This is a genomic window from Arthrobacter ginsengisoli, assembly GCF_031456935.1.
Lineage (GTDB): Bacteria > Actinomycetota > Actinomycetes > Actinomycetales > Micrococcaceae > Arthrobacter > Arthrobacter ginsengisoli.
In genome coordinates this window covers 39,021-55,914 of record NZ_JAVDVQ010000013.1, presented here as the reverse complement: position 1 = coordinate 55,914, position 16,894 = coordinate 39,021, and the positions used below count along the sequence as shown (strand labels likewise).

At 66.4% G+C, this 16,894-nt stretch carries 19 protein-coding genes, 1 tRNA gene and 1 riboswitch; of the genes, 8 read left to right on the top strand and 12 right to left on the bottom strand.

The features are described 5' to 3' along the window. Window positions 1–51 precede the first annotated feature (51 nt). Together J2X01_RS14875 and J2X01_RS14870 are read right to left on the bottom strand one after the other, a co-directional pair. Entirely contained in the window at window positions 52–579 is a 528-nt protein-coding gene (locus tag J2X01_RS14875) for a SixA phosphatase family protein (RefSeq protein WP_310058921.1), read from the bottom strand. Between the two features lie 54 nt (window positions 580–633). Beyond that, window positions 634–837: a dodecin family protein gene (locus J2X01_RS14870; RefSeq protein ID WP_310058918.1), complete on the bottom strand. Its 204-nt coding sequence runs from the start codon at window positions 835–837 to the stop codon at window positions 634–636. Window positions 838–1,013: 176 nt separating this feature from the next. On the opposite strand from J2X01_RS14870, the gene J2X01_RS14865 reads away from it, so the two are divergent. After that, window positions 1,014–1,823, top strand: coding sequence for an alpha/beta fold hydrolase (locus tag J2X01_RS14865; protein ID WP_310058914.1), 810 nt, complete (start codon window positions 1,014–1,016; stop codon window positions 1,821–1,823). Between the two features lie 98 nt (window positions 1,824–1,921). Here J2X01_RS14865 and J2X01_RS14860 read toward each other — a convergent pair whose 3' ends face one another. Continuing rightward, window positions 1,922–2,785: a winged helix-turn-helix domain-containing protein gene (locus tag J2X01_RS14860; RefSeq protein ID WP_310058910.1), complete on the bottom strand. Its 864-nt coding sequence runs from the start codon at window positions 2,783–2,785 to the stop codon at window positions 1,922–1,924. Window positions 2,786–3,410: 625 nt separating this feature from the next. Between J2X01_RS14860 and J2X01_RS14855 the strand changes: the two genes are divergently transcribed. The 3 genes from J2X01_RS14855 to J2X01_RS14845 all read left to right on the top strand — a co-directional run bounded on the left by J2X01_RS14855 (window position 3,411) and on the right by J2X01_RS14845 (window position 6,807). Then, on the top strand, window positions 3,411–4,151 hold the full coding sequence (locus J2X01_RS14855; RefSeq protein WP_310058907.1) for a response regulator transcription factor: 741 nt from the start codon (window positions 3,411–3,413) through the stop codon (window positions 4,149–4,151). 3 nt (window positions 4,152–4,154) lie between these two features. After that, the gene (locus tag J2X01_RS14850; RefSeq protein ID WP_310058904.1) at window positions 4,155–5,786 is read left to right on the top strand and encodes a sensor histidine kinase; all 1,632 of its coding nucleotides are present in this window, start codon (window positions 4,155–4,157) and stop codon (window positions 5,784–5,786) included. Window positions 5,787–5,890: 104 nt separating this feature from the next. Next, a riboswitch (cyclic di-AMP (ydaO/yuaA leader) is annotated at window positions 5,891–6,050 on the top strand. After that, window positions 6,049–6,807, top strand: a complete 759-nt coding sequence (locus tag J2X01_RS14845) for an aggregation-promoting factor C-terminal-like domain-containing protein (protein WP_310058901.1) — start codon at window positions 6,049–6,051, stop codon at window positions 6,805–6,807. It overlaps the preceding riboswitch by 2 nt. A gap of 48 nt (window positions 6,808–6,855) precedes the next feature. On the opposite strand, the gene J2X01_RS14840 is transcribed toward J2X01_RS14845, so the two are convergent. The 3 genes from J2X01_RS14840 to J2X01_RS14830 form a co-directional block, all read right to left on the bottom strand. Beyond that, a complete protein-coding gene (locus J2X01_RS14840) occupies window positions 6,856–7,233 on the bottom strand; it encodes a VOC family protein (protein ID WP_310058897.1) in 378 nt (125 codons plus the stop codon). Window positions 7,234–7,328: 95 nt separating this feature from the next. Next, a complete protein-coding gene (gene upp / locus J2X01_RS14835; protein WP_310058894.1) occupies window positions 7,329–7,964 on the bottom strand; it encodes a uracil phosphoribosyltransferase in 636 nt (211 codons plus the stop codon). Between the two features lie 12 nt (window positions 7,965–7,976). Further along, window positions 7,977–8,843 carry a phosphatase PAP2 family protein gene (locus J2X01_RS14830; RefSeq protein ID WP_310058891.1) on the bottom strand — a complete coding sequence of 289 codons (867 nt, stop codon included), beginning with the start codon at window positions 8,841–8,843 and terminating at the stop codon, window positions 7,977–7,979. 61 nt (window positions 8,844–8,904) lie between these two features. On the opposite strand from J2X01_RS14830, the gene J2X01_RS14825 reads away from it, so the two are divergent. Further along, on the top strand, window positions 8,905–9,408 hold the full coding sequence (locus J2X01_RS14825) for a nucleoside deaminase (RefSeq protein WP_310058888.1): 504 nt from the start codon (window positions 8,905–8,907) through the stop codon (window positions 9,406–9,408). A gap of 46 nt (window positions 9,409–9,454) precedes the next feature. Here J2X01_RS14825 and J2X01_RS14820 read toward each other — a convergent pair whose 3' ends face one another. The 4 genes from J2X01_RS14820 to J2X01_RS14805 are packed head-to-tail and all read right to left on the bottom strand — an operon-like array spanning window position 9,455 to window position 13,446. Continuing rightward, window positions 9,455–10,708 carry a DNA glycosylase AlkZ-like family protein gene (locus J2X01_RS14820; protein WP_310058886.1) on the bottom strand — a complete coding sequence of 418 codons (1,254 nt, stop codon included), beginning with the start codon at window positions 10,706–10,708 and terminating at the stop codon, window positions 9,455–9,457. A 4-nt stretch (window positions 10,709–10,712) separates the two neighbouring features. After that, the gene (locus J2X01_RS14815) at window positions 10,713–11,951 is read right to left on the bottom strand and encodes a glycosyltransferase (protein WP_310059076.1); all 1,239 of its coding nucleotides are present in this window, start codon (window positions 11,949–11,951) and stop codon (window positions 10,713–10,715) included. A 43-nt stretch (window positions 11,952–11,994) separates the two neighbouring features. Continuing rightward, window positions 11,995–12,393 (bottom strand): 6-pyruvoyl trahydropterin synthase family protein, encoded by a 399-nt coding sequence (locus J2X01_RS14810; protein WP_310058882.1) that lies wholly within the window; start codon window positions 12,391–12,393, stop codon window positions 11,995–11,997. A gap of 3 nt (window positions 12,394–12,396) precedes the next feature. After that, window positions 12,397–13,446 (bottom strand): zinc-dependent alcohol dehydrogenase, encoded by a 1,050-nt coding sequence (locus J2X01_RS14805; RefSeq protein WP_310058878.1) that lies wholly within the window; start codon window positions 13,444–13,446, stop codon window positions 12,397–12,399. A gap of 173 nt (window positions 13,447–13,619) precedes the next feature. On the opposite strand from J2X01_RS14805, the gene J2X01_RS14800 reads away from it, so the two are divergent. Beyond that, window positions 13,620–13,707: transfer RNA gene (locus J2X01_RS14800), tRNA-Ser, on the top strand. Window positions 13,708–13,826: 119 nt separating this feature from the next. Here the strand turns inward: J2X01_RS14800 and J2X01_RS14795 are convergent. Beyond that, window positions 13,827–14,603: a type 1 glutamine amidotransferase domain-containing protein gene (locus J2X01_RS14795; protein WP_310058876.1), complete on the bottom strand. Its 777-nt coding sequence runs from the start codon at window positions 14,601–14,603 to the stop codon at window positions 13,827–13,829. Window positions 14,604–14,750: 147 nt separating this feature from the next. On the opposite strand from J2X01_RS14795, the gene J2X01_RS14790 reads away from it, so the two are divergent. Next, the gene (locus J2X01_RS14790) at window positions 14,751–15,446 is read left to right on the top strand and encodes an SDR family NAD(P)-dependent oxidoreductase (protein ID WP_310059073.1); all 696 of its coding nucleotides are present in this window, start codon (window positions 14,751–14,753) and stop codon (window positions 15,444–15,446) included. A 305-nt stretch (window positions 15,447–15,751) separates the two neighbouring features. On the opposite strand, the gene J2X01_RS14785 is transcribed toward J2X01_RS14790, so the two are convergent. Then, complete coding sequence (locus J2X01_RS14785) at window positions 15,752–15,955, bottom strand: hypothetical protein (RefSeq protein WP_310058873.1); 204 nt, start codon at window positions 15,953–15,955, stop codon at window positions 15,752–15,754. A gap of 115 nt (window positions 15,956–16,070) precedes the next feature. On the opposite strand from J2X01_RS14785, the gene J2X01_RS14780 reads away from it, so the two are divergent. Next, the gene (locus J2X01_RS14780) at window positions 16,071–16,889 is read left to right on the top strand and encodes a pyruvate, water dikinase regulatory protein (RefSeq protein ID WP_310058871.1); all 819 of its coding nucleotides are present in this window, start codon (window positions 16,071–16,073) and stop codon (window positions 16,887–16,889) included. Window positions 16,890–16,894 lie beyond the last annotated feature (5 nt).

Genomic DNA, 16,894 nt, shown 5'->3' with positions numbered 1-16,894 from the left:
AAGTATAGGGTCGGCTCCACTCAGACCGTCTGCCGGGGCAGCGCCAGGGCGCTATTTGGCCCGGGGAACCTTGAAGTGTGTGAGCTTGGCGTCCTGGCCGTCCAGTTCGGCCCAGGATTTGTCCGTCTCCAGGACCGTCAGGGCGCTCGTGGGGTACCGCGAGGCGACGTCCATGTAGGCATCATGGTTGGAATCGCGGGAGGCCAGGTGCATAGCGAGGTCCTGCACGCCGGGCATGTGCGAGATCACCATGAGGGTCGTCACGGTATCCGGCACGTGGTTGATGACCGTCAGCATCCTCGAGGCCGGGGCAGCGTAGAGCCCGTCCTCAAGTTTCGGCGTCGGAGCCTTGTCGCCCAGTTCGCTGCAGACCCAGGTGCAGGTCTGCCGCGTGCGCAGCGCGCTGGAGCAGAGAATAAAATCGGGGACCACACCGTGCTTGAGCAGCCATTTTCCGGCCTGCGGGGCGTCCCGGTGGCCGCGCTCTTCGAGCGGCCGGTCATGATCCGCGATGCCACCGGGCCAATCCGACTTGGCATGCCGCATGATCACCAGCCGTTTGATGTGATGCGCGCTCATGGACCAATCCTAGTGCGGCGGCTGGTCCCGGGCGCGCATCCCACCAATCCCCGCTCAGTCGTCCAGGACAAACGTCACTTCCAGCACAACGTGCCAGGCAACGACGGCGCCGTCGTTGATTTCAACCTTCTGCTCCTTCACCCATGCCCCGGTGACATTGCGCAGGGTCTTGTTAGCCCGATCGATACCCTCTTTGATAGCGGCATCAAACGAGGTCTTGGAGTTCGCGCTTAGGGTCGTAATCCGTGCAACAGACATGTCTTCCTCCCAATAGTCGGCTCAACGGTCCGAGACTACGCCGCTCTCCCCCGCGCCAACAGGGTCCAAAGGGCAACGCAACCCCACCTTGCGGTTGGCTGTTGCGCCCAACAACGCTGTGCAACAGACTTGCCCCGGATGGGTCCGAAGCGCTGGCACTAGCGAAGGGCAGGCCAATGGGAGCGCATATACGCGCCGGCAAAGTTGAGATCTGGACGGAGCAGGTCGGCAACGGGCCGGATGTCCTGCTGATCGGGGGCCTGGGCGACACGGTCGAGTCATGGCAGTTCCAGCTGGACGGTCTCGCCGACCGCTATCGCCTGCTGGCCTTCGACAATCCAGGCGCAGGCCGCACCGCAATGCCGAGCGGGCGGCTCACGGTAGAGAATCTCGCCGACGACGCAGCCGCCGTCCTCCGGGGCCACGATGTAACGTCGGCCCACATCGCCGGATTCTCAGGCGGCACCATCATCGCCCAGGAGCTGGCGCTGCGCCACCCGGGGCTGGTCCGGAGCCTGGTCCTGCAGAGCACCTGGGCAACTACAGATTCCTATCTGCGTTCCTGGGCACGCTTCATCCGGTGGCTGGTGGAAGTGGCGCCCACCGAACGGGCCTTCCTTGAGGGGTTCTTCCTGGACATCTACACTCCCCGGTCGCACAACGACGGTACGGTCGAGCAGATCATTGAGGGGGTGCTTGCCTTCCCGCACAAACAGAGCACCGAGGACCTGCAGGCATTTATCGACGCCTTCATGAATCACGAAACAGCGGACCGCCTTGCCCAAGTCACTGCCCCGACGCTCGTGCTCGCCGGCGGCAATGACATGATCATCCGGCCCGAGCTGTGCAGTGCCGTGGCGGAGCGAATCCCAGGCGCCATCTTTGAAGTAATCGAGGGCGAGGCCCACCAGCCCTTCCAAGAGGTTCCGGAACTTTGGAATGCCCGCGTCAGCTCCTTCTGGCAGGGCGTCGACGCCGGGACTTAAGAAACAGTCCGCCCCGCCGGTGCGCCGGGAATAGCCGCGAACACGCAAGAAGCGCCCGTCCCCCATGAGGGACGGGCGCTTTTGCGCGGGCCGGAAATCTAGATCGAGTACTCCGGGGCGGCCCAGACAACAACCTCGGGGTGCTCGTAGAAGCGGTAGCCCTGGCCGCGGACCGTACGCACGGTGTTGGCGAGGCGGCCGAGCTTGGAGCGCAGGCGGCGGATGTGGACGTCGATGGTGCGCTCGTTGGGCACCTCTTCGGCATTCCGCCACAGGCCTTCGAGCAACTCGTCGCGGCCCACGGTACGGGTGCCGTTCTCCACAAGGTAGTTGAGCAGCTCGAACTCCTTGAACGTGAGGTTCAGGGATTCGCCGTCGAGCGCCACCTCGCGGCGGGCAAGGTCAATCAGCACGCCGGACGGACGCGTATCCTGCGGCTGCTGCAGGCGGGCCGTCTCGGAACGCTGGCGGGCACCCACCGTGGGGTCACCGAAGGTTGAACGGACGACGTCGAGCGCGGAGCCCGGGGCGCTGGCCGGGGCGACAGCAACGGCCGCGTAGCTTTCGGCGCCGGAGACCAGCGACTGGGCGTAGGCCCGGATTTCCTGGGCGAGCTTGGCTATCGAGGTGCCGGCGGCCGCCGCGGTTTCCTCGTCGATACCCATGTAGAGCACAAAACCGCGGGCAACGTTGTCGCTCGGGACGGGACGAACGGCGGCGGCGCTGCCCGGCGCAATCACGGGAGTCGGAGCCGTGGCCGGCGCCGGCGGAACGGCGCGGAGCTGTCCGTAGGAATTGGGGTTGTAGCCCTGCGGGGCATAGCCCGGGGCAGGAATGCTGTTGCCGGAACCGGAAGGGGCGAAGGAAGCGCGGCCGCCGAAGCCCTGGCGGATGCCGGAGGCCTGGCCGGCCTTGCTGGCGTTACGGACGGAGATGTGGACGTATCCGGATGCAACTGACATGGATTGCTTACCTCAATGTGAATGGCCGTCATCGCGGCTCGAATGCTACTTTTCCCCGCAATGAAAACTGGGGAGGGGCGCCCGACGCTGGGCTGGGGGCGAATGCCTAGAAACCTTTGGGGTGTAAAAGTTAGGCGTGCATTCGACAACAACGGTTCTGGGTACCAGCGGGTGCGCTGATCCAAAAAACTGCGGATGCAGGTGCTGTTGAGTTCTTGTTCACACTTGAAGTGTGCAACGTAACAATGAAAACTTGCAAGTAACAATGCACGCATCAGTCCACGATGTGAGACGAAACGGGCATTTGTAGCGCAGATCACAATTCTGGCTGGCTGCGGAAAAAACCATACTTGTGAATAATTGCCCCCGGAATGACTTCGTTATCAAATATTCTTCGCCGAGACTCCTCTAATACGAGAAATCGGTCATCGTATCTCGAAACCGTAAAACAGTTCGCCTACTGAGCATCGGATGTCCACCGTCCCACAGAGTGGTCACCCGGTATTTCCGGAATCTGCCGCCCGGATGGCCGCTTTGGGAACGTCCAGCTCGCTAGGCTGGGATTCACAGGTGCCGCACAGGATCCCCAAAGCCGCGCCTAACCGTCAGATCGGAGAGTTGTCCCATGGCCACTTCGCACTCCATGACCAACAATCTCCCCCAGCTCACCCACCCGGACGGGTCCCCCATCCGCGCCCTGGTCGTGGACGACGAGCCGAGTCTCTCCGAGCTTATGAGCATGGGCCTGCGGATGGCGGGCTGGTCGGTTGCCGTCGCCGCCGACGGCCCCGAAGCGGTGAAGCTTGCCAAGGATTTCCGCCCCGACGTGCTGGTGCTCGACGTGATGCTTCCCGGGTTCGACGGCGTCGAGCTGCTGGGCAGGATCCGCGCCTTCGCGCCGGAGGTGCCGGCGTTGTTCCTGACCGCCAAAGACGCTGTCCAGGACCGGATCACCGGACTCGCTGCCGGCGGTGATGACTACGTGACCAAGCCGTTCAGCATGGAGGAAGTGCTCCTGCGGCTGCACCGGCTGGTCCAGCGTTCCGGGGTGGCTGCGATGGATACAGCCGAACTCGTCGTCGGGGATCTCGTCCTGAATGTCGATACGAGGGAGGTCCGGCGGGCGGGTGAAGAACTCCACCTCACGGCCACCCAGTTCGAACTGCTGCGTTACCTCATGGAGAACCCGAAACGTGTCGTCAGCAAGGCCCAGATCCTGGACCGGGTGTGGGACTACGACTTTGGCGGCCAGGCCAACATCGTGGAGCTCTACATCTCCTACCTTCGCAAGAAGGTCGATGCCAACCACCCGCCCATGATCCACACGGTGCGCGGCGCCGGCTATGTCCTGAAGCCGGCGGACTGATCCGTGCATGAACGCTCCGGCGGAATCCGCCCCTCCGGGCTCAGCTGGCGCAACCCGTCCACCTGGCACCTGCGCACCCGGCTCGTCCTCGTGGCCATGGCCCTGCTCGTGGCGATCTGCGGTGCCGTCGGCGTCGTCAGCTATGCCTCGATGAACGTCTTCCTGACCAGACAGCTCGACACGCAGCTGGAGCAGGCAGCGGTCCGGGCCCGCGACTTTGGCCGCTCCGGCGGCCGCGGCGATCCCCTGGAGGCACGGGGCCAGGGAATTGGCACCCTGAATGCCCGGATCGTGGAGGATTCCGTCCGCAGTGCCGGCTTCCTCGCTGAGGATGCCACCCGAAAGTCCCTCACGGACGAAGACGACGCCGTACTCCTCAAACTCACCCCCCGGACGGCGCCGGTGGACCGGACGCTGTCCGCCGGGGCCTACCGGCTGGTAGCGGCCGAGTCCCCGGACGGCGCCGTGATAGTGACCGGGTTGCCGCTTGCGGAGAAGCAGAACACACTGGCCTCCCTGGTCTGGACCATGGTGCTTGTGTCCGCCGGCGGCCTCGTCGTGATCGGCCTCGCCGGAACGGCGCTGATCCGCCGTACCATGAAGCCGCTCGACCAGCTTTCCGAGGTGGCGACCCAGGTCTCCCGCCTGCCGCTCGACGCCGGCGAAGTGGGACTTGCCATGCGCGTTCCGGCGTCCGCAGCACACCTGGGAACCGAGGTGGGCAGCGTCGGGCATGCCCTGAACCTGATGCTGGACAATGTGTCCAACGCGCTGGAGGCCAGGCACAAGAGCGAGATGAAAGTCCGCCAGTTCGTCGCGGATGCCTCGCATGAGCTGCGCACGCCGCTGACCGCCATCCGCGGCTACACCGAGCTGATGCGGATGACCGAGCACTTCACCCCCGACGGCGAGAAATCCCTCGCCCGGGTGCAGAGCCAGTCCGAGCGGATGACAACCCTGGTGGAGGACCTGCTTCTGCTCGCCCGGCTGGATGAGGGCCAGCCGCTGAAGCTCAGCGAGGTGGATCTCACCCAGCTGGCCGTCGAGACCGTAAGTGATGAGAAGGTCATGGCACCGGACCGGGTCTGGCACCTGGAGCTCCCGGAGGAGCCCGTGGTGGTCCGCGGCGACGCGACCCAGCTCCACCAGGTGCTGGCCAACCTGCTCTCCAATGCGCGAAAGCACACCGGACCGGGCACGACGGTCGTGACCGGTGTGAAGCTCATGCCGGACGGAACCGCCGTGGTGACGGTGACGGACAACGGCCCCGGAATCGCCCCCGAGTTCGTGGACCGCGTCTTTGCGCGTTTCACCCGCGCGGACGCCTCCCGGAAGAATCCGGTGGCCGTCACGACGCAGGCACTCGGGCGGCGGCCCCTCCCCAGCCTTCCGCTTCATCCGCCGCGTTCGCCGTCGGCTGCTCCCGAGGGCGCTGCCCCTGTTACCAGCGCCTCCGCCGAAGGAACCAGCGGGCTGGGGTTGTCCATCGTGCAGTCGATTACTGCGGCCCATGGCGGGACCGTCAGCGTAACGTCGGTCCCCGGACGGACGGAGTTCACCGTGCGCCTGCCGGCAGCGCCGACCGCGCCAGAGGACGAGCCGGAGAGGTTGCAAGACGCCACGCCGCCATCGTGATCTCCGTTACCGAAATGTGACTTAGGCGCCCGGGTCCTGTACGGTCTTCAGGGTGCGGCCATCACTGGGCCCGCATATCCGGATGCACGCCAAGCTCTGCCGCCTCCCGGATTCCGCTGCACCAGGCAGAGGCGGGGGACCCAGAGTTCCCGGGCAATTTGCATCTTGCGCCCTTGGGGTGAAGCCGACACGTGAACTTCCGTGCGGCCGGGTGACCTCATCCGAACCCGACAGCTAACTCCGCAGGCGTTGAGAGGCGATCATGACTGATTTCAAGGCACAATCACGCCCTGACGGCGCTGCAGAAACGACCCGCTCCAAGCCGTCGCGCCACCGCGCAGACCCAGCCAAGCCCGCTTCGATGCGGGCCCGGTTTGCCGGCAAAATCGGATCCACCGGCCGCCGGGCTGCGGTTGTTGCCGCCGCCTGCGCGGTGATCGTGGGGGCCGGGGCCGCGGGACACGCGTCCGAAACAGCCGCCCGCAACACCCAGGCCGCCGCGACGGCGGATCCGTTGACGCACCTGGACTTTGAACGCGTCCGGGTCGCGAACCAGGCCGTGATCCCCACCGGTGGCGCCGCGGCCCCGTCCGCCGAGGTGAAGCCCGCCGAAGCACCCGCCCCGGCGGCTCCGCCGGCACCGGTCGCTGCCCCGGCCCCGGCCGCCGTGCCGGCTCCGGAGCCCGCACCGGCGCCCGCCCCCGTTGCCGTCAATGACCCTGCCGGCGCGCAGGCCTACGCCGCCGGCCAGCTGGGCTCCTACGGCTGGGCCGCCGGCCAGATGCAGTGCCTGATGAAGCTCTGGACCAAGGAATCGGACTGGGAGACGACTGCCACCAACCCGAGCAGCGGCGCCTACGGCGTGGTCCAGTCCCTGCCGGCAGAGAAGATGGCCAGCGCGGGCGCGGACTACCGGACCAACTACCGCACGCAGATTAACTGGGGCCTGAAGTACGTGAAGGACCGCTACGGCTCACCCTGCGGCGCCCTGAACTTCCACTACGCCAACAACTGGTACTAACAACTTCTGGTCTTTTTGCAGCCGGTCCGGCCTTCCCGAAGGGAAGATCTAGCCGCCACCGCGGTTGGGGATGTACTGCACTGCCCATTTGTTGCCGTCGGGATCGGCGAAATAGACGAAATGACCCCAGTCCTGGACATCGATGTCGCTGACGTCCACGCCGTTGTCCTTGAGCTGCTGGTGGGCCGCCCCGATATCGCTGACCACAAGCTGCATGCTGGGGGCGGTGCCGGGGGGCGCATCGCTGAGGCCCTCACCAATGGCGATCGAGCAGCCGGAGCCCGGCGGGGTCAGCTGAACGAAGCGGATGCCGTCCATCGGCCGCTCGTCGAAGTCGGCGTTGAAGCCCACCTTGTTGACGTAGAAATCCTTGGCGCGGTCCACATCGGACACCGGGACAAAGACAAGTTCAAGTTTCCAGTCCATGGGGCTCAGGCTAACCCGGGATGGTCTGTTCCGGAAGGAAAATTTCAACCCCGGGGGAACCGCCGCGGGGACGGGTCCCCGACCGAACGGCTGGCTTAGCCCGCCACGCCATAGAGGCGGTCGCCGGCGTCGCCCAGACCCGGGACGATGTAGGACTTTTCGTTGAGCTTCTCGTCGATCGAGGCGAGCACGATCGTCACGTTGGCGTCGGAGAGCTCTTCTTCCAGCTTCGCCAGGCCTTCCGGGGCGGCCAGCAGGCAGATGCAGGTGACGTCGGAGGCGCCGCGTTTGAAAAGGAATTTGATGGCCTCGCGCAGCGTGCCGCCGGTGGCGAGCATGGGATCGAGGACGAAGATCTGCCGGTCCGTGAGGTTCTCCGGGAGGCGCTCGGCGTAGGTGATGATGTCCAGGGTCTCTTCGTCGCGGGCCATGCCCAGGAAGCCGACCTCGGCGGTGGGGACCAGTTTGGTCATGCCCTCGAGCATGCCGAGCCCGGCCCGGAGAATCGGGACCACCAGCGGGGTTGGCTTGGTGAAGGCGGTGCCCACGGTGGTGCTGACGGGCGTCTCGATGGTCACCGGTTCGGTGCGGACTTCGCGGGTCGCCTCGTACGCCAGGAGCGTGACGAGTTCCTCGGTGAGCTGGCGGAAGACCGGCGACGGGGTGTTCTTGTCCCGCAGAACGGTGAGCTTATGGGCGACCAGCGGGTGGTCCACAACGAGAGTGCGCATGCGTCAAAACTATCACCCGGACGCTGGGGACCGTCCCGCAGGGCCGGGGGTATCGGCGTCGTTCGCGTCGGCCTGTGCAGTGCCGTCGGCAGGGCCGCCAGCATTGCCGGCGACGGCACCGTCATGGAGGTGTGCGGGATGCTCGAAGGTCGGCGCTTCGCCGGCACGTTCCCGGCGCCGCAGCACATGGAAGAACCGGTGCGCCAGGATCACAATCCCCACCCAGGCCAGCCCGATGCCCCACCCGACAATCACGTCGGTCATCCAGTGATGGCCCAGATAGACCCGGCTGAGGCCCATTGCGACGATGAAGATCACACCCGCGGCGATCAGGCCGATCCGGGCGCTGGTCCGTTTGATCTGCAGGCAGGCCAGATACACCACCAGGGCGATCACCACCGTGGTGTTCAGCGTGTGGCCGCTCGGGAACGACGGCGAGGTCTCGTAAGGCGGCACGGCGTCGGCATGGTCCGGGCGGACGCGGCCGATCATTTTCTTGCCCAGGGTTGTGGCAGTCACCGACACGGCGGCCGCGCCGCCGATCAGGATCAGCGGCCGCCAGCTCCGGGAGGTGAAGATCAGCAGCGCCGTCAGGATGCTGCCCAGGATGGGCATCCCGATGCCGCCGCCGATATTGGTGAACCCGGTGATAAAGGCGTCCAGGCCAGGGCTGCGCAACTGCTCCATGAACGCCAGTGTCGGCTTGTCCAGGTTCGCGAGGCCGGCGTCGTCCACGACGTCGTTGTAGACCTCGGCACTTAGCAGCGCCAGGAACACCACGATCACGCCGCCAATGAGCATGGTGATCCACAGCGCCGCGTAGGGCACCACCCATTTGCCCCAGCGCCGCGTCAGCCAGCTCTCAGTCCGGGTGGTCACGGCCGTCTCCTGACTCTTCGGTGTTGCACAGCTTGCTTACGGTCGAAACTATCATTGAGCCATGACTTCCCCTGAGCCCCGCCATGCCGAATGGATGGGCCTTGCCCTCACCGAGGCGCGCGCCGCGCTGGCCACGACGGACGTTCCGATCGGCGCGGTCGTCATCGGTCCGGACGGCACGGTACTCGGCAGCGGTCGCAATGAACGGGAAGCACTCGGGGACCCGACAGCGCACGCTGAGATGGTGGCCATCCGTGAGGCGGCCACCCGGCTGCGGGAACTCAGCGCCCGGGACGGAAAGGCCGGTGACGGCTGGCGCCTCGAGGACTGCACCCTGGTGGTGACGCTGGAACCCTGCGCCATGTGCGCCGGGGCTGTGGTGCTGGCCCGGATCCCCCGGGTCGTGTTCGGGGCCTGGGACGAGAAGGCCGGGGCCGCCGGCTCCGTGTTCGACATCCTCCGCGAGCGCCGGCTCAACCACTGGGTGGAAGTGTATGGCGGGATCCGCGAGCCCGAGTGCGCGGCGCTGTTGCGGGAATTCTTTGCCGGACACCGCGGCGCCTGAACCTTCGCCATCGCCAGTCCCCCATCCCCGATGTTTCCCTGCCGTGCTACCTGGCGGCGGCGGAGCCTGCTGCGGCTGCCGCCAGGGCGTCGATTCGCTTTTGCCGGGTGGCCGGCGAGTCGAGGCTGAAGGCTCGGAAGTCGCCGAGGTCCTCGCGGATCCACGCCTCGACCTCGGCGATCCGCGAGGTCACAGCGGGCGTGGGGGCGTGGAACACCCAGGGCACGATCCGCTCCCTGCCGGGATCGTACTGCCACAGCCCGATAATCCGGCCCCGGTCGAAAATGGGATGGTCCGGGAGGTCCGCCTGCAGCGCCAGCGAGCCCAGGGCGTTCGTGTGCTGGTCCTCCGCTGCCAGCAGCTCGGCGGCATTCCGCCGCAGCAGCGCGAGCGAGTCCGTTCCGGCGAGCAGCTGGATCTGTTCGTGGGCCGGCTCCCGGAACGTGGCGAGCCGTTCGACGTCGTCGGGCAGCATCCACAGCATCTCCCCGGCGGCAGTGGGAACCTCCACCGCGCCGGCCGCAGCCAGCGACGCCTTGCTCTGGGCCACGGTGAAGGCCGTGAACCACTGCGACTGTTTGAACGTTGCGCCTCCGGTCCAGCCAAGGTAATGGCGGATCAGCTCGGCGCGGGCTTCGTCGTCGTCAAGCGGGCTCGGCGGCAGGTTCCACAATTCGTAGGCGTAGCGCTGCTGGTCGAGGCGACCGTTGGCCGGGACCCGGCGGATCCGGCCCTGCGACTGCAGGATGCCGAGGGCCGTAGGCAGCGTGGTGGTGGCGCCCTTCTTCTTGCCTTCCTCGCCGAGGTTCCGCACCGAGTCGCCGAGTTCCTCCTTGAGCTGCCGCGGATCCAGCGGGGCGGCGGCCTCGGCGAGCGTGTGCAGCACCTGCTCCTCCAGCAGCGTGATTTCGCCGCGGTCCACCCCCAGCCTGCCAAGCACGCGGAAGGCCTCGCCGGCATCCTTGCCCAGCATCAGCGCCCAGGCGCAGTCGTCCCGGCCCAGGACGTAAGTACAGCCGCGCGCCGTCGGGAGTTCGAGGATCCGGTGTGACAGGACGTCGGCGTCGACTTGTTCGCGGCGGATGCCGGCGCGGGCGAAGAGCGTGAGGTAAGGGTTGGCGCCGCCAACGGAGCGCGCCCAGCCCGCCTGGGCGAAGACCTGCTCCGAGGTGCAGCCGGCCAGCGAACCGTCCAGGCCCTGTTTGTGCCAGGCCCAGGCGCGGAGCCGCTCCGGGGTGAGGGTCAGGGCCGGCGGCATATTCGCCGTCCGGGGCTGCGCGGTCAGTGGCTCGGGCGTCATGGGGTCATTGTCCACCAGCTGGTGCGGCAGGGGAATCTTCCGCGGCGGGCTTTTCCTGCAGGGCGGCCGACGGCGGGCCCGCCGGGTGCTCCGGATCCAAGGCTTCCAGCACGGTCCGGGCTGTGGCGTCCCAGCCGGGAAGCCGGTCCCGGGCATCAAGGGCAGCGGCCCGCCAGTGCGTGCGAACCGCGGGGTCGGCCAGCCAGCGTCGCAGCGCCACTGCGAGCGGAGCCGGGTCCACGTCGAGGGCGACGGCGGTTCCCGGCAGGGCGGCCGGCCCGCCCGTTGCTTTCGGGACTGTAGCTCCCGGGGGCGTCGGCGCGGGCGCGCCGGCAGACAGCGCTTCGACGGCGCCGGTGCCGGCCCGGACGATCACGGGCACGCCGCGCGCAATCGACTCGGTGACCACCAGCCCAAAAGTCTCGGCCTGCGAGATGAGCAGGCTGAGGTCGGCTGCGGCCCATTCCGCGTCCAGCGCCGCGCCTCGCAGCTCCCCCGGAATCCGGATGCGGTCCTGTAGTCCCAGGTGCTGCACCATGTCCCGGACCAGCGCGGCATAACCCGGATCCGCCGTGTCCGAGCCGATCAGTGACGCGGTCCACGGCAGATCCAACAGGGCCGACAGGGCCGCGAGGAGCAGCGACTGGTCCTTGTTTGGCAGCAGGGCGGCCACGGCAAGGAAGTGCGGAGGCACGGAACCGGATGCCAGTGCGGCGGTGTCCGTGCCGGGCAGGGCAACCCGGACGCCGTCCATCCCGTGCCGGTTCCGGATCACGGCCGCAGCAGAGCCGCTGGTGCAGATCACCCCGGCCGCAGCCCGCAGGGCCCGGCGTTCCAGGCCGGTTTCGTGCTGTCCAGTGTCGTCCAGCGGCATGTGGAGCAGGATCCAGACGGGCCGGCCGGCGGCAGCCGCCGCTGCCAACTCGTCCGGCGCCCCGCAGGCGAGGAGACCGTCGACAAGGGTGACCATGCGGCGGCGGGCGCCCTGGCCGTCGTCGCCGGCGTCATCCCCGGTGGCGCCATCCCCGGTCGCGGCGTCGGCGCCCAGGAGGGTGCCCAGCCGCCGCCGGTCCGCGGCGCTGCCCACCGGCCAGCCGCCGTCGAGCGGGCAGGTGTCCACCTCCACTCCCAGGACGGCGAGCTCCCGGGTGAGGGCGGCGTTGTAGACATTGCCGCCCGAGTTGTGGCGCACGTTGCCGGGCACGACGAGCCGGAGTCGGAGTCGGAGACCGTCCGGCTGCATCCAGTTCAAGGCGGGCACTGTGTCCCTGGCCGGCACCAAAGCCCTAGCTGGCCTCAAAGTCGAGCGCGTAGCTGGCCCAGGCGTCGGGGGTTTCGCGCAGCGTGACCTCCAGGCCGGCCAGCTCGCGCCCATCAGTACCCGTGCGGATTCTGGCCGCGACGGCGTCGGCGACGTACTGGGCCAGGGCCTCGGTGGTGCTGAGCCTGCCTGCGAAGTCCGGGTGCTCGTCGAGGTTCTTGAAGTTCATGCCCTCGAGGATCGAATCCAGCACCTCGCCGGCCTCGCCGATGTCCAGCACGATCGAGTCGTCGTTCAGGGTCCGGCGGCGGAAGGTCACTTCCGTGACGAAAGTGGCGCCGTGCATGCCCTGGGCGGGGCCGAAGACGGGGCGCGGGAGGCTGTGGGCGATCATGAAGTTGCGGCGGACGGTCAGACTGAACACGGATTACCTCGTGGCTTCTGTTGTGGTTGATGCGGTGGCAGGGTGGTCGCTGTCCGGGTATTGAATGACGTGGCAGAGAGCACCAAGGGTGCCGTCGGAGAGCTGCTGGACGACCTCGGGCAACTCGTCGAGGATGGACGAGCCGGTGAGGAACACATCGAACCCGGGATCGCTCAGCAGCGAAACGGCGAGCCGGAGCCGGTCGGCGTTGGTGCGGCGGTGGCGCCGCGCACGGGCCACCACACCGACCTGGCTCGCGCGGATGGACAGCCTGCGGGCGTGGAAGTCCTCCCCCAGCGGGACGGTGACTTTGCGGTCGGCGTACCAGGACATCTCGATGACGTCCCCGTCGTCGCCCGCGAGCTGCAGGGCACGCTCGAGGCCCTCCTCCGAGGCGGAGCAGTGGATCACGATGTCGCAGTCAGCCAGCGCGTCATCCGGGTGGCTGAACTCCACGCCGAGCGCTTCGGCGAACGCCCGTTTGGCCGGGTCGACGTCCACCAGCTGCAGCCGCCCGAGCGGGAAGGAGCCCAGGAGCTTGGCCACCATGCCCCCGACCAGGCCGGCGCCGATCACGGCGACACGGTCACCGAGCCGGGGCCCGGCCTCCCAGATCCCGTTGATGGCGGTCTCGACCGTGCCGGTCAGCACAGCGCGGCGGGCAGGAACGTCGTCCGGAACCACCGTGAGCAACTCCACCGGGACGACGTAGCGGTCCTGGTGCGGGTACAGGCAGAACACCGTCCTGCCCAGCCAGTCGGCCGGGCCCTCCTCGACGACGCCGACGGAGAGGTAGCCGAATTTCACCGGAGACGGAAAGGAGCCTTCCTGGTTCGGGGCTGCCATTTCCTCGGCCACACATTCCGGCACGCGGGCGTTGTGCACGACGAGTTCAGTGCCTTTGCTGATCCCGGAGAACAAGGTGCGAACGAGCGCCTCGCCCGGGCCGGGGGCTGCCAGGCCCTCGCGCCGGAGCTCCCCTTTCTCGGGGCCGACGGTCCAATATGCGGTGGCTGTGGTGTGCTGTGCTGGCTGCTTGTCCGGTTTAGTCATCTTGCTGACGAATCTAGTCCCCCTGCCCAGTCGCGCGGAAGGGCCGCCGGTCCGGGCGCGCCGCCGGTCACGGTCCTGCCGGGCGGCGCTCGCGGCCTCTTTCGCACCGTTTTGGGCCCGGGTCTGGGCCCGTTTTGTGGATCAGCGCTTTGCTCCGGTACCCTATTCAGGTTGGTGACGTGTCCGAGCGGCCGAAGGTGCAACACTCGAAATGTTGTTTGGTGAAAGCCAACGTGGGTTCAAATCCCACCGTCACCGCCAAGTAGCAAGACCCCCGCTTCCCGTATAAACAAGGGAAGCGGGGGTTTTGCTTTGCCCAGGAATTCGTCACGCAGTAACGCAGCGGTGCACCCCTCGGTGAGTGGACAGTGTGGCTGGTGTTAGTGCTCCGCTTCTGCCGCAGCCTTCTTGGCGTTTTTCCCGGCGTCCTTCTCGGCGCGCAGAGCCTCCGTCTCGTGCTGTTCCTCGGCTTTTTCCTGGTGGATGACCTCTGCGAAGAGCTTTTCCATCTCCTTCGCCACGCCGGCGGCTGAGGCCGGGTTCTGGCCGGTCACCAGCCGGTCGTCAACGACGACCTTCTCCTCAAAGACATCAGCGGAGACGTGGGTGGCGCCTTGTTCCTCAAGTCGGTCTGCCAGGAAGAACGGGATGACCTTGTCCTTCCCGGCGGCAACTTCCTCGTCGTTGGTGAAGGCGGCCACCTTCCGGCCCTCGACGAGGCGGAACCCGTTCTCCAATTCCACGTTCAGCAGGCCGGCCGGCCCGTGGCAGACCGCGCCCACCAAACCGCCGGCGTTGTAGACGCTGGCCACCAGATTCTGCAAGCCTTCGCTGTCCGGGAAGTCCCACATGGTGCCGTGGCCGCCCACGAGGAAGACGGCGTCGTACTGGCCGGGATCAACGACGTCGACGCGGGCAGTGTTGTAGAGACCGGCGCGCGTGGTCTCGTCCTCCGTGAAGGCAACCTGGATGGGATCTTCTGGGTCCACCTCGTCGCGCGGGGGCTGGCCGCCCTGGATGGACGCGAAGTCGACGAAATGCCCGGAATCCTTGAAGACCTTCCAGGGATGTGCAGCTTCGGCCACGTTGTAGCCGGTCTTCTCTCCGGTATCGCCGATCTCGGAAACGCTGGTCAGGACCATGAGGATTTTCTTCATGAAGTGTTCCTTTCGTCTAACTTCCACCCTACGCCCAGCCAAATTCGGGCCCTCTTTCCCCGCCTGAGACAGTCAGGCAGCGCCCTCCGCTCCTGGTTGTGGCCCTAGTTTTCGGATGTTCATGCGGCTCTTACATGGGCGCCCGGCATTGGCCGCTCCATCGCCGAACATCTCGCAGAAAGCGGCTGGACTGTAGTTGCGACCTACAACACGGGCCTCGAAGAGGCCAGGGAGTCGAGTCGCAAGCATGGGGTGGAAATACGCCAGCTCGACATGAACAACAGATCCGGATCGTTGGACTTCGCTCGCCAGATCCGGAGTGAATTTTCGTTCGATGCTCTCGTCAACAATGCCGGCGTCCTCGAAAAGGAGGCTTTTGGGAAATTTTCGCTTGATGCGTGGGATCGGGCCTTCGAGGTAAATGTCACCGCGCCCCTCATCCTTTCCCAGGAAATCGGCCTCCATATGGGCCCCGGCGGGAGCATCGTGAACATAGCCAGCACGGATGCGTTTATCTGCTCCTTCAGGAGCATCGCCTACTCGGCCAGCAAAGCGGCTCTTCTTTCTGTCACCCGAAGTCTCGCCAACGTCCTTGGCCCCCGAGGAGTTCGAGTCAATGCCGTTACTCCCGGCTGGATCGACAACGGCATTACCGAAGAATCCTACGAAGCGGCAAGCCTTACTCCGCTGGGCCGCAATGGGACGCCCGATGACATAGCCAAACTTGTGGCATTTCTTCTCGGTGCCGACGCATCGTTCGTCAACGGGGCGTCCATCGTCGCGGACGGGGGATACACCGGCGTGGACTACTTCATGAAGAAGGAAAGTGATTCCCTTGGATAAGGCTAACTAAATGGCAGAGTGCGGTTTTCTACGTCCCAGGGCATCCCCCGGCTCAGGGTGTCGATCCGGCTGAATAGTCCTGCAAGCTGGCTCCATCGTTTTGAGACCATGGAGCCAGCCTTTACGGAATCCGGCTCGATCGGAACACCGAATTGGTCTCTCCCCAGAAAGATGCCCGGGCCAGATCCCAACGCAAGAGTAAACGGCGAATCCCAGGCGGGCAATAGGCGCCATTTGACTTGAAAATTTGGTTTTCCTGTGGTTGATCGGACCCGGACCTGCCTGGTTGTGCCCGCAGAGGTTCTTCAGCCGGCCGGGCTCACCACGTCCTCCAGCACCGACCGGTCGAAGAAGCGGACTTCTCCGGTCTCCGGAAAGAACACGGGAACCACGGAGGTGCTCGGGTCCTTCGAGGTTTCGTAGATTTCGGGCGCACCCCCATGCCGGCGGGCAATGGTTCCGACCAGGTCCGTACCGCGGACTCTGACGGTCCGGTATTTGTAGCTCATGCGGGCTCCTTTGGTGACGTGGGACACAGCCTACTCCCGGCCGGCAGTCCGGTGCGGCGGCGCGTCAAGTGCGTCACGAAAGGACGGGCGGCGCGTACTGGTGCACAATGCGATCATGACCAATGACGCTCCCCGCCCGGTCTACTTCCTTTCGGACAGTACGGGCATCACCGCAGAAACGCTCGGCAACACCTTGCTGACGCAGTTCCCCGCGAACGATTTTGACCGCATTACAGTCCCCTTCATCACCACCATCGAACAGGCCCGGGCCGTCGTAAAGGTGATCGACAACCTGGCGGCCAACGGGCTGCGGCCGGTCGTCTTCTCCACCGCCGTCGGGAGCGATATCCGCCAGACGCTGGCCACCTGCAAGGGGATCATCGTGGATCTCATCGGAACCCATGTCGGCGTGCTGGAGAGCGCCCTGGGCACACCGGCCAGCGGGGAACCGGGCCGGGCCCATGGCCTGGGCAACGCCGCCCGCTACCAATCGCGGATGGCCGCCGTCGAATACGCCATGGAGCACGACGACGGCCAGAGCCTGCGCGCGCTCGAAAAGGCCCAGGTCATCCTGGTGGCCCCGTCCCGCTGCGGCAAGACGCCCACCACCATGTACCTGGCGCTGCAGCACGGCATCTTCGCCGCCAACTTCCCGCTGGTGGACGAGGACTTTGAACGCGAAGGACTCCCCCGGCCGCTGCGGCCGTTCGTGTCGAAGTGTTTCGGCCTCACCACCAATCCGCTGCGCCTGAGCCAGGTCCGCACCGAACGCCGCCGCGGCTCGCCCTATGCCTCGCTGCGGCAGTGCGGCTTCGAGCTGCGCAGCGCCGAGCGGCTGTACGTGTCGCACGGGATCCCGTACCTCAATTCGGCCAGCGTCTCGGTGGAGGAAATGGCCGCCACCATCCTCCAAAAGATGAACCTCAAGCACTAAGTCAC

Coding starts and splice junctions, on each gene's coding strand:
- J2X01_RS14875 (WP_310058921.1), bottom strand. CDS start 579: ATGAGCGCGCATCACATCAAACGGCTGGTGATCATGCGGCATGCCAAG.
- J2X01_RS14870 (WP_310058918.1), bottom strand. CDS start 837: ATGTCTGTTGCACGGATTACGACCCTAAGCGCGAACTCCAAGACCTCG.
- J2X01_RS14865 (WP_310058914.1), top strand. CDS start 1,014: ATGGGAGCGCATATACGCGCCGGCAAAGTTGAGATCTGGACGGAGCAG.
- J2X01_RS14860 (WP_310058910.1), bottom strand. CDS start 2,785: ATGTCAGTTGCATCCGGATACGTCCACATCTCCGTCCGTAACGCCAGC.
- J2X01_RS14855 (WP_310058907.1), top strand. CDS start 3,411: ATGGCCACTTCGCACTCCATGACCAACAATCTCCCCCAGCTCACCCAC.
- J2X01_RS14845 (WP_310058901.1), top strand. CDS start 6,049: ATGACTGATTTCAAGGCACAATCACGCCCTGACGGCGCTGCAGAAACG.
- J2X01_RS14840 (WP_310058897.1), bottom strand. CDS start 7,233: ATGGACTGGAAACTTGAACTTGTCTTTGTCCCGGTGTCCGATGTGGAC.
- upp (WP_310058894.1), bottom strand. CDS start 7,964: ATGCGCACTCTCGTTGTGGACCACCCGCTGGTCGCCCATAAGCTCACC.
- J2X01_RS14825 (WP_310058888.1), top strand. CDS start 8,905: ATGACTTCCCCTGAGCCCCGCCATGCCGAATGGATGGGCCTTGCCCTC.
- J2X01_RS14820 (WP_310058886.1), bottom strand. CDS start 10,708: ATGACGCCCGAGCCACTGACCGCGCAGCCCCGGACGGCGAATATGCCG.
- J2X01_RS14815 (WP_310059076.1), bottom strand. CDS start 11,951: ATGCAGCCGGACGGTCTCCGACTCCGACTCCGGCTCGTCGTGCCCGGC.
- J2X01_RS14805 (WP_310058878.1), bottom strand. CDS start 13,446: ATGACTAAACCGGACAAGCAGCCAGCACAGCACACCACAGCCACCGCA.
- J2X01_RS14795 (WP_310058876.1), bottom strand. CDS start 14,603: ATGAAGAAAATCCTCATGGTCCTGACCAGCGTTTCCGAGATCGGCGAT.
- J2X01_RS14785 (WP_310058873.1), bottom strand. CDS start 15,955: ATGAGCTACAAATACCGGACCGTCAGAGTCCGCGGTACGGACCTGGTC.
- J2X01_RS14780 (WP_310058871.1), top strand. CDS start 16,071: ATGACCAATGACGCTCCCCGCCCGGTCTACTTCCTTTCGGACAGTACG.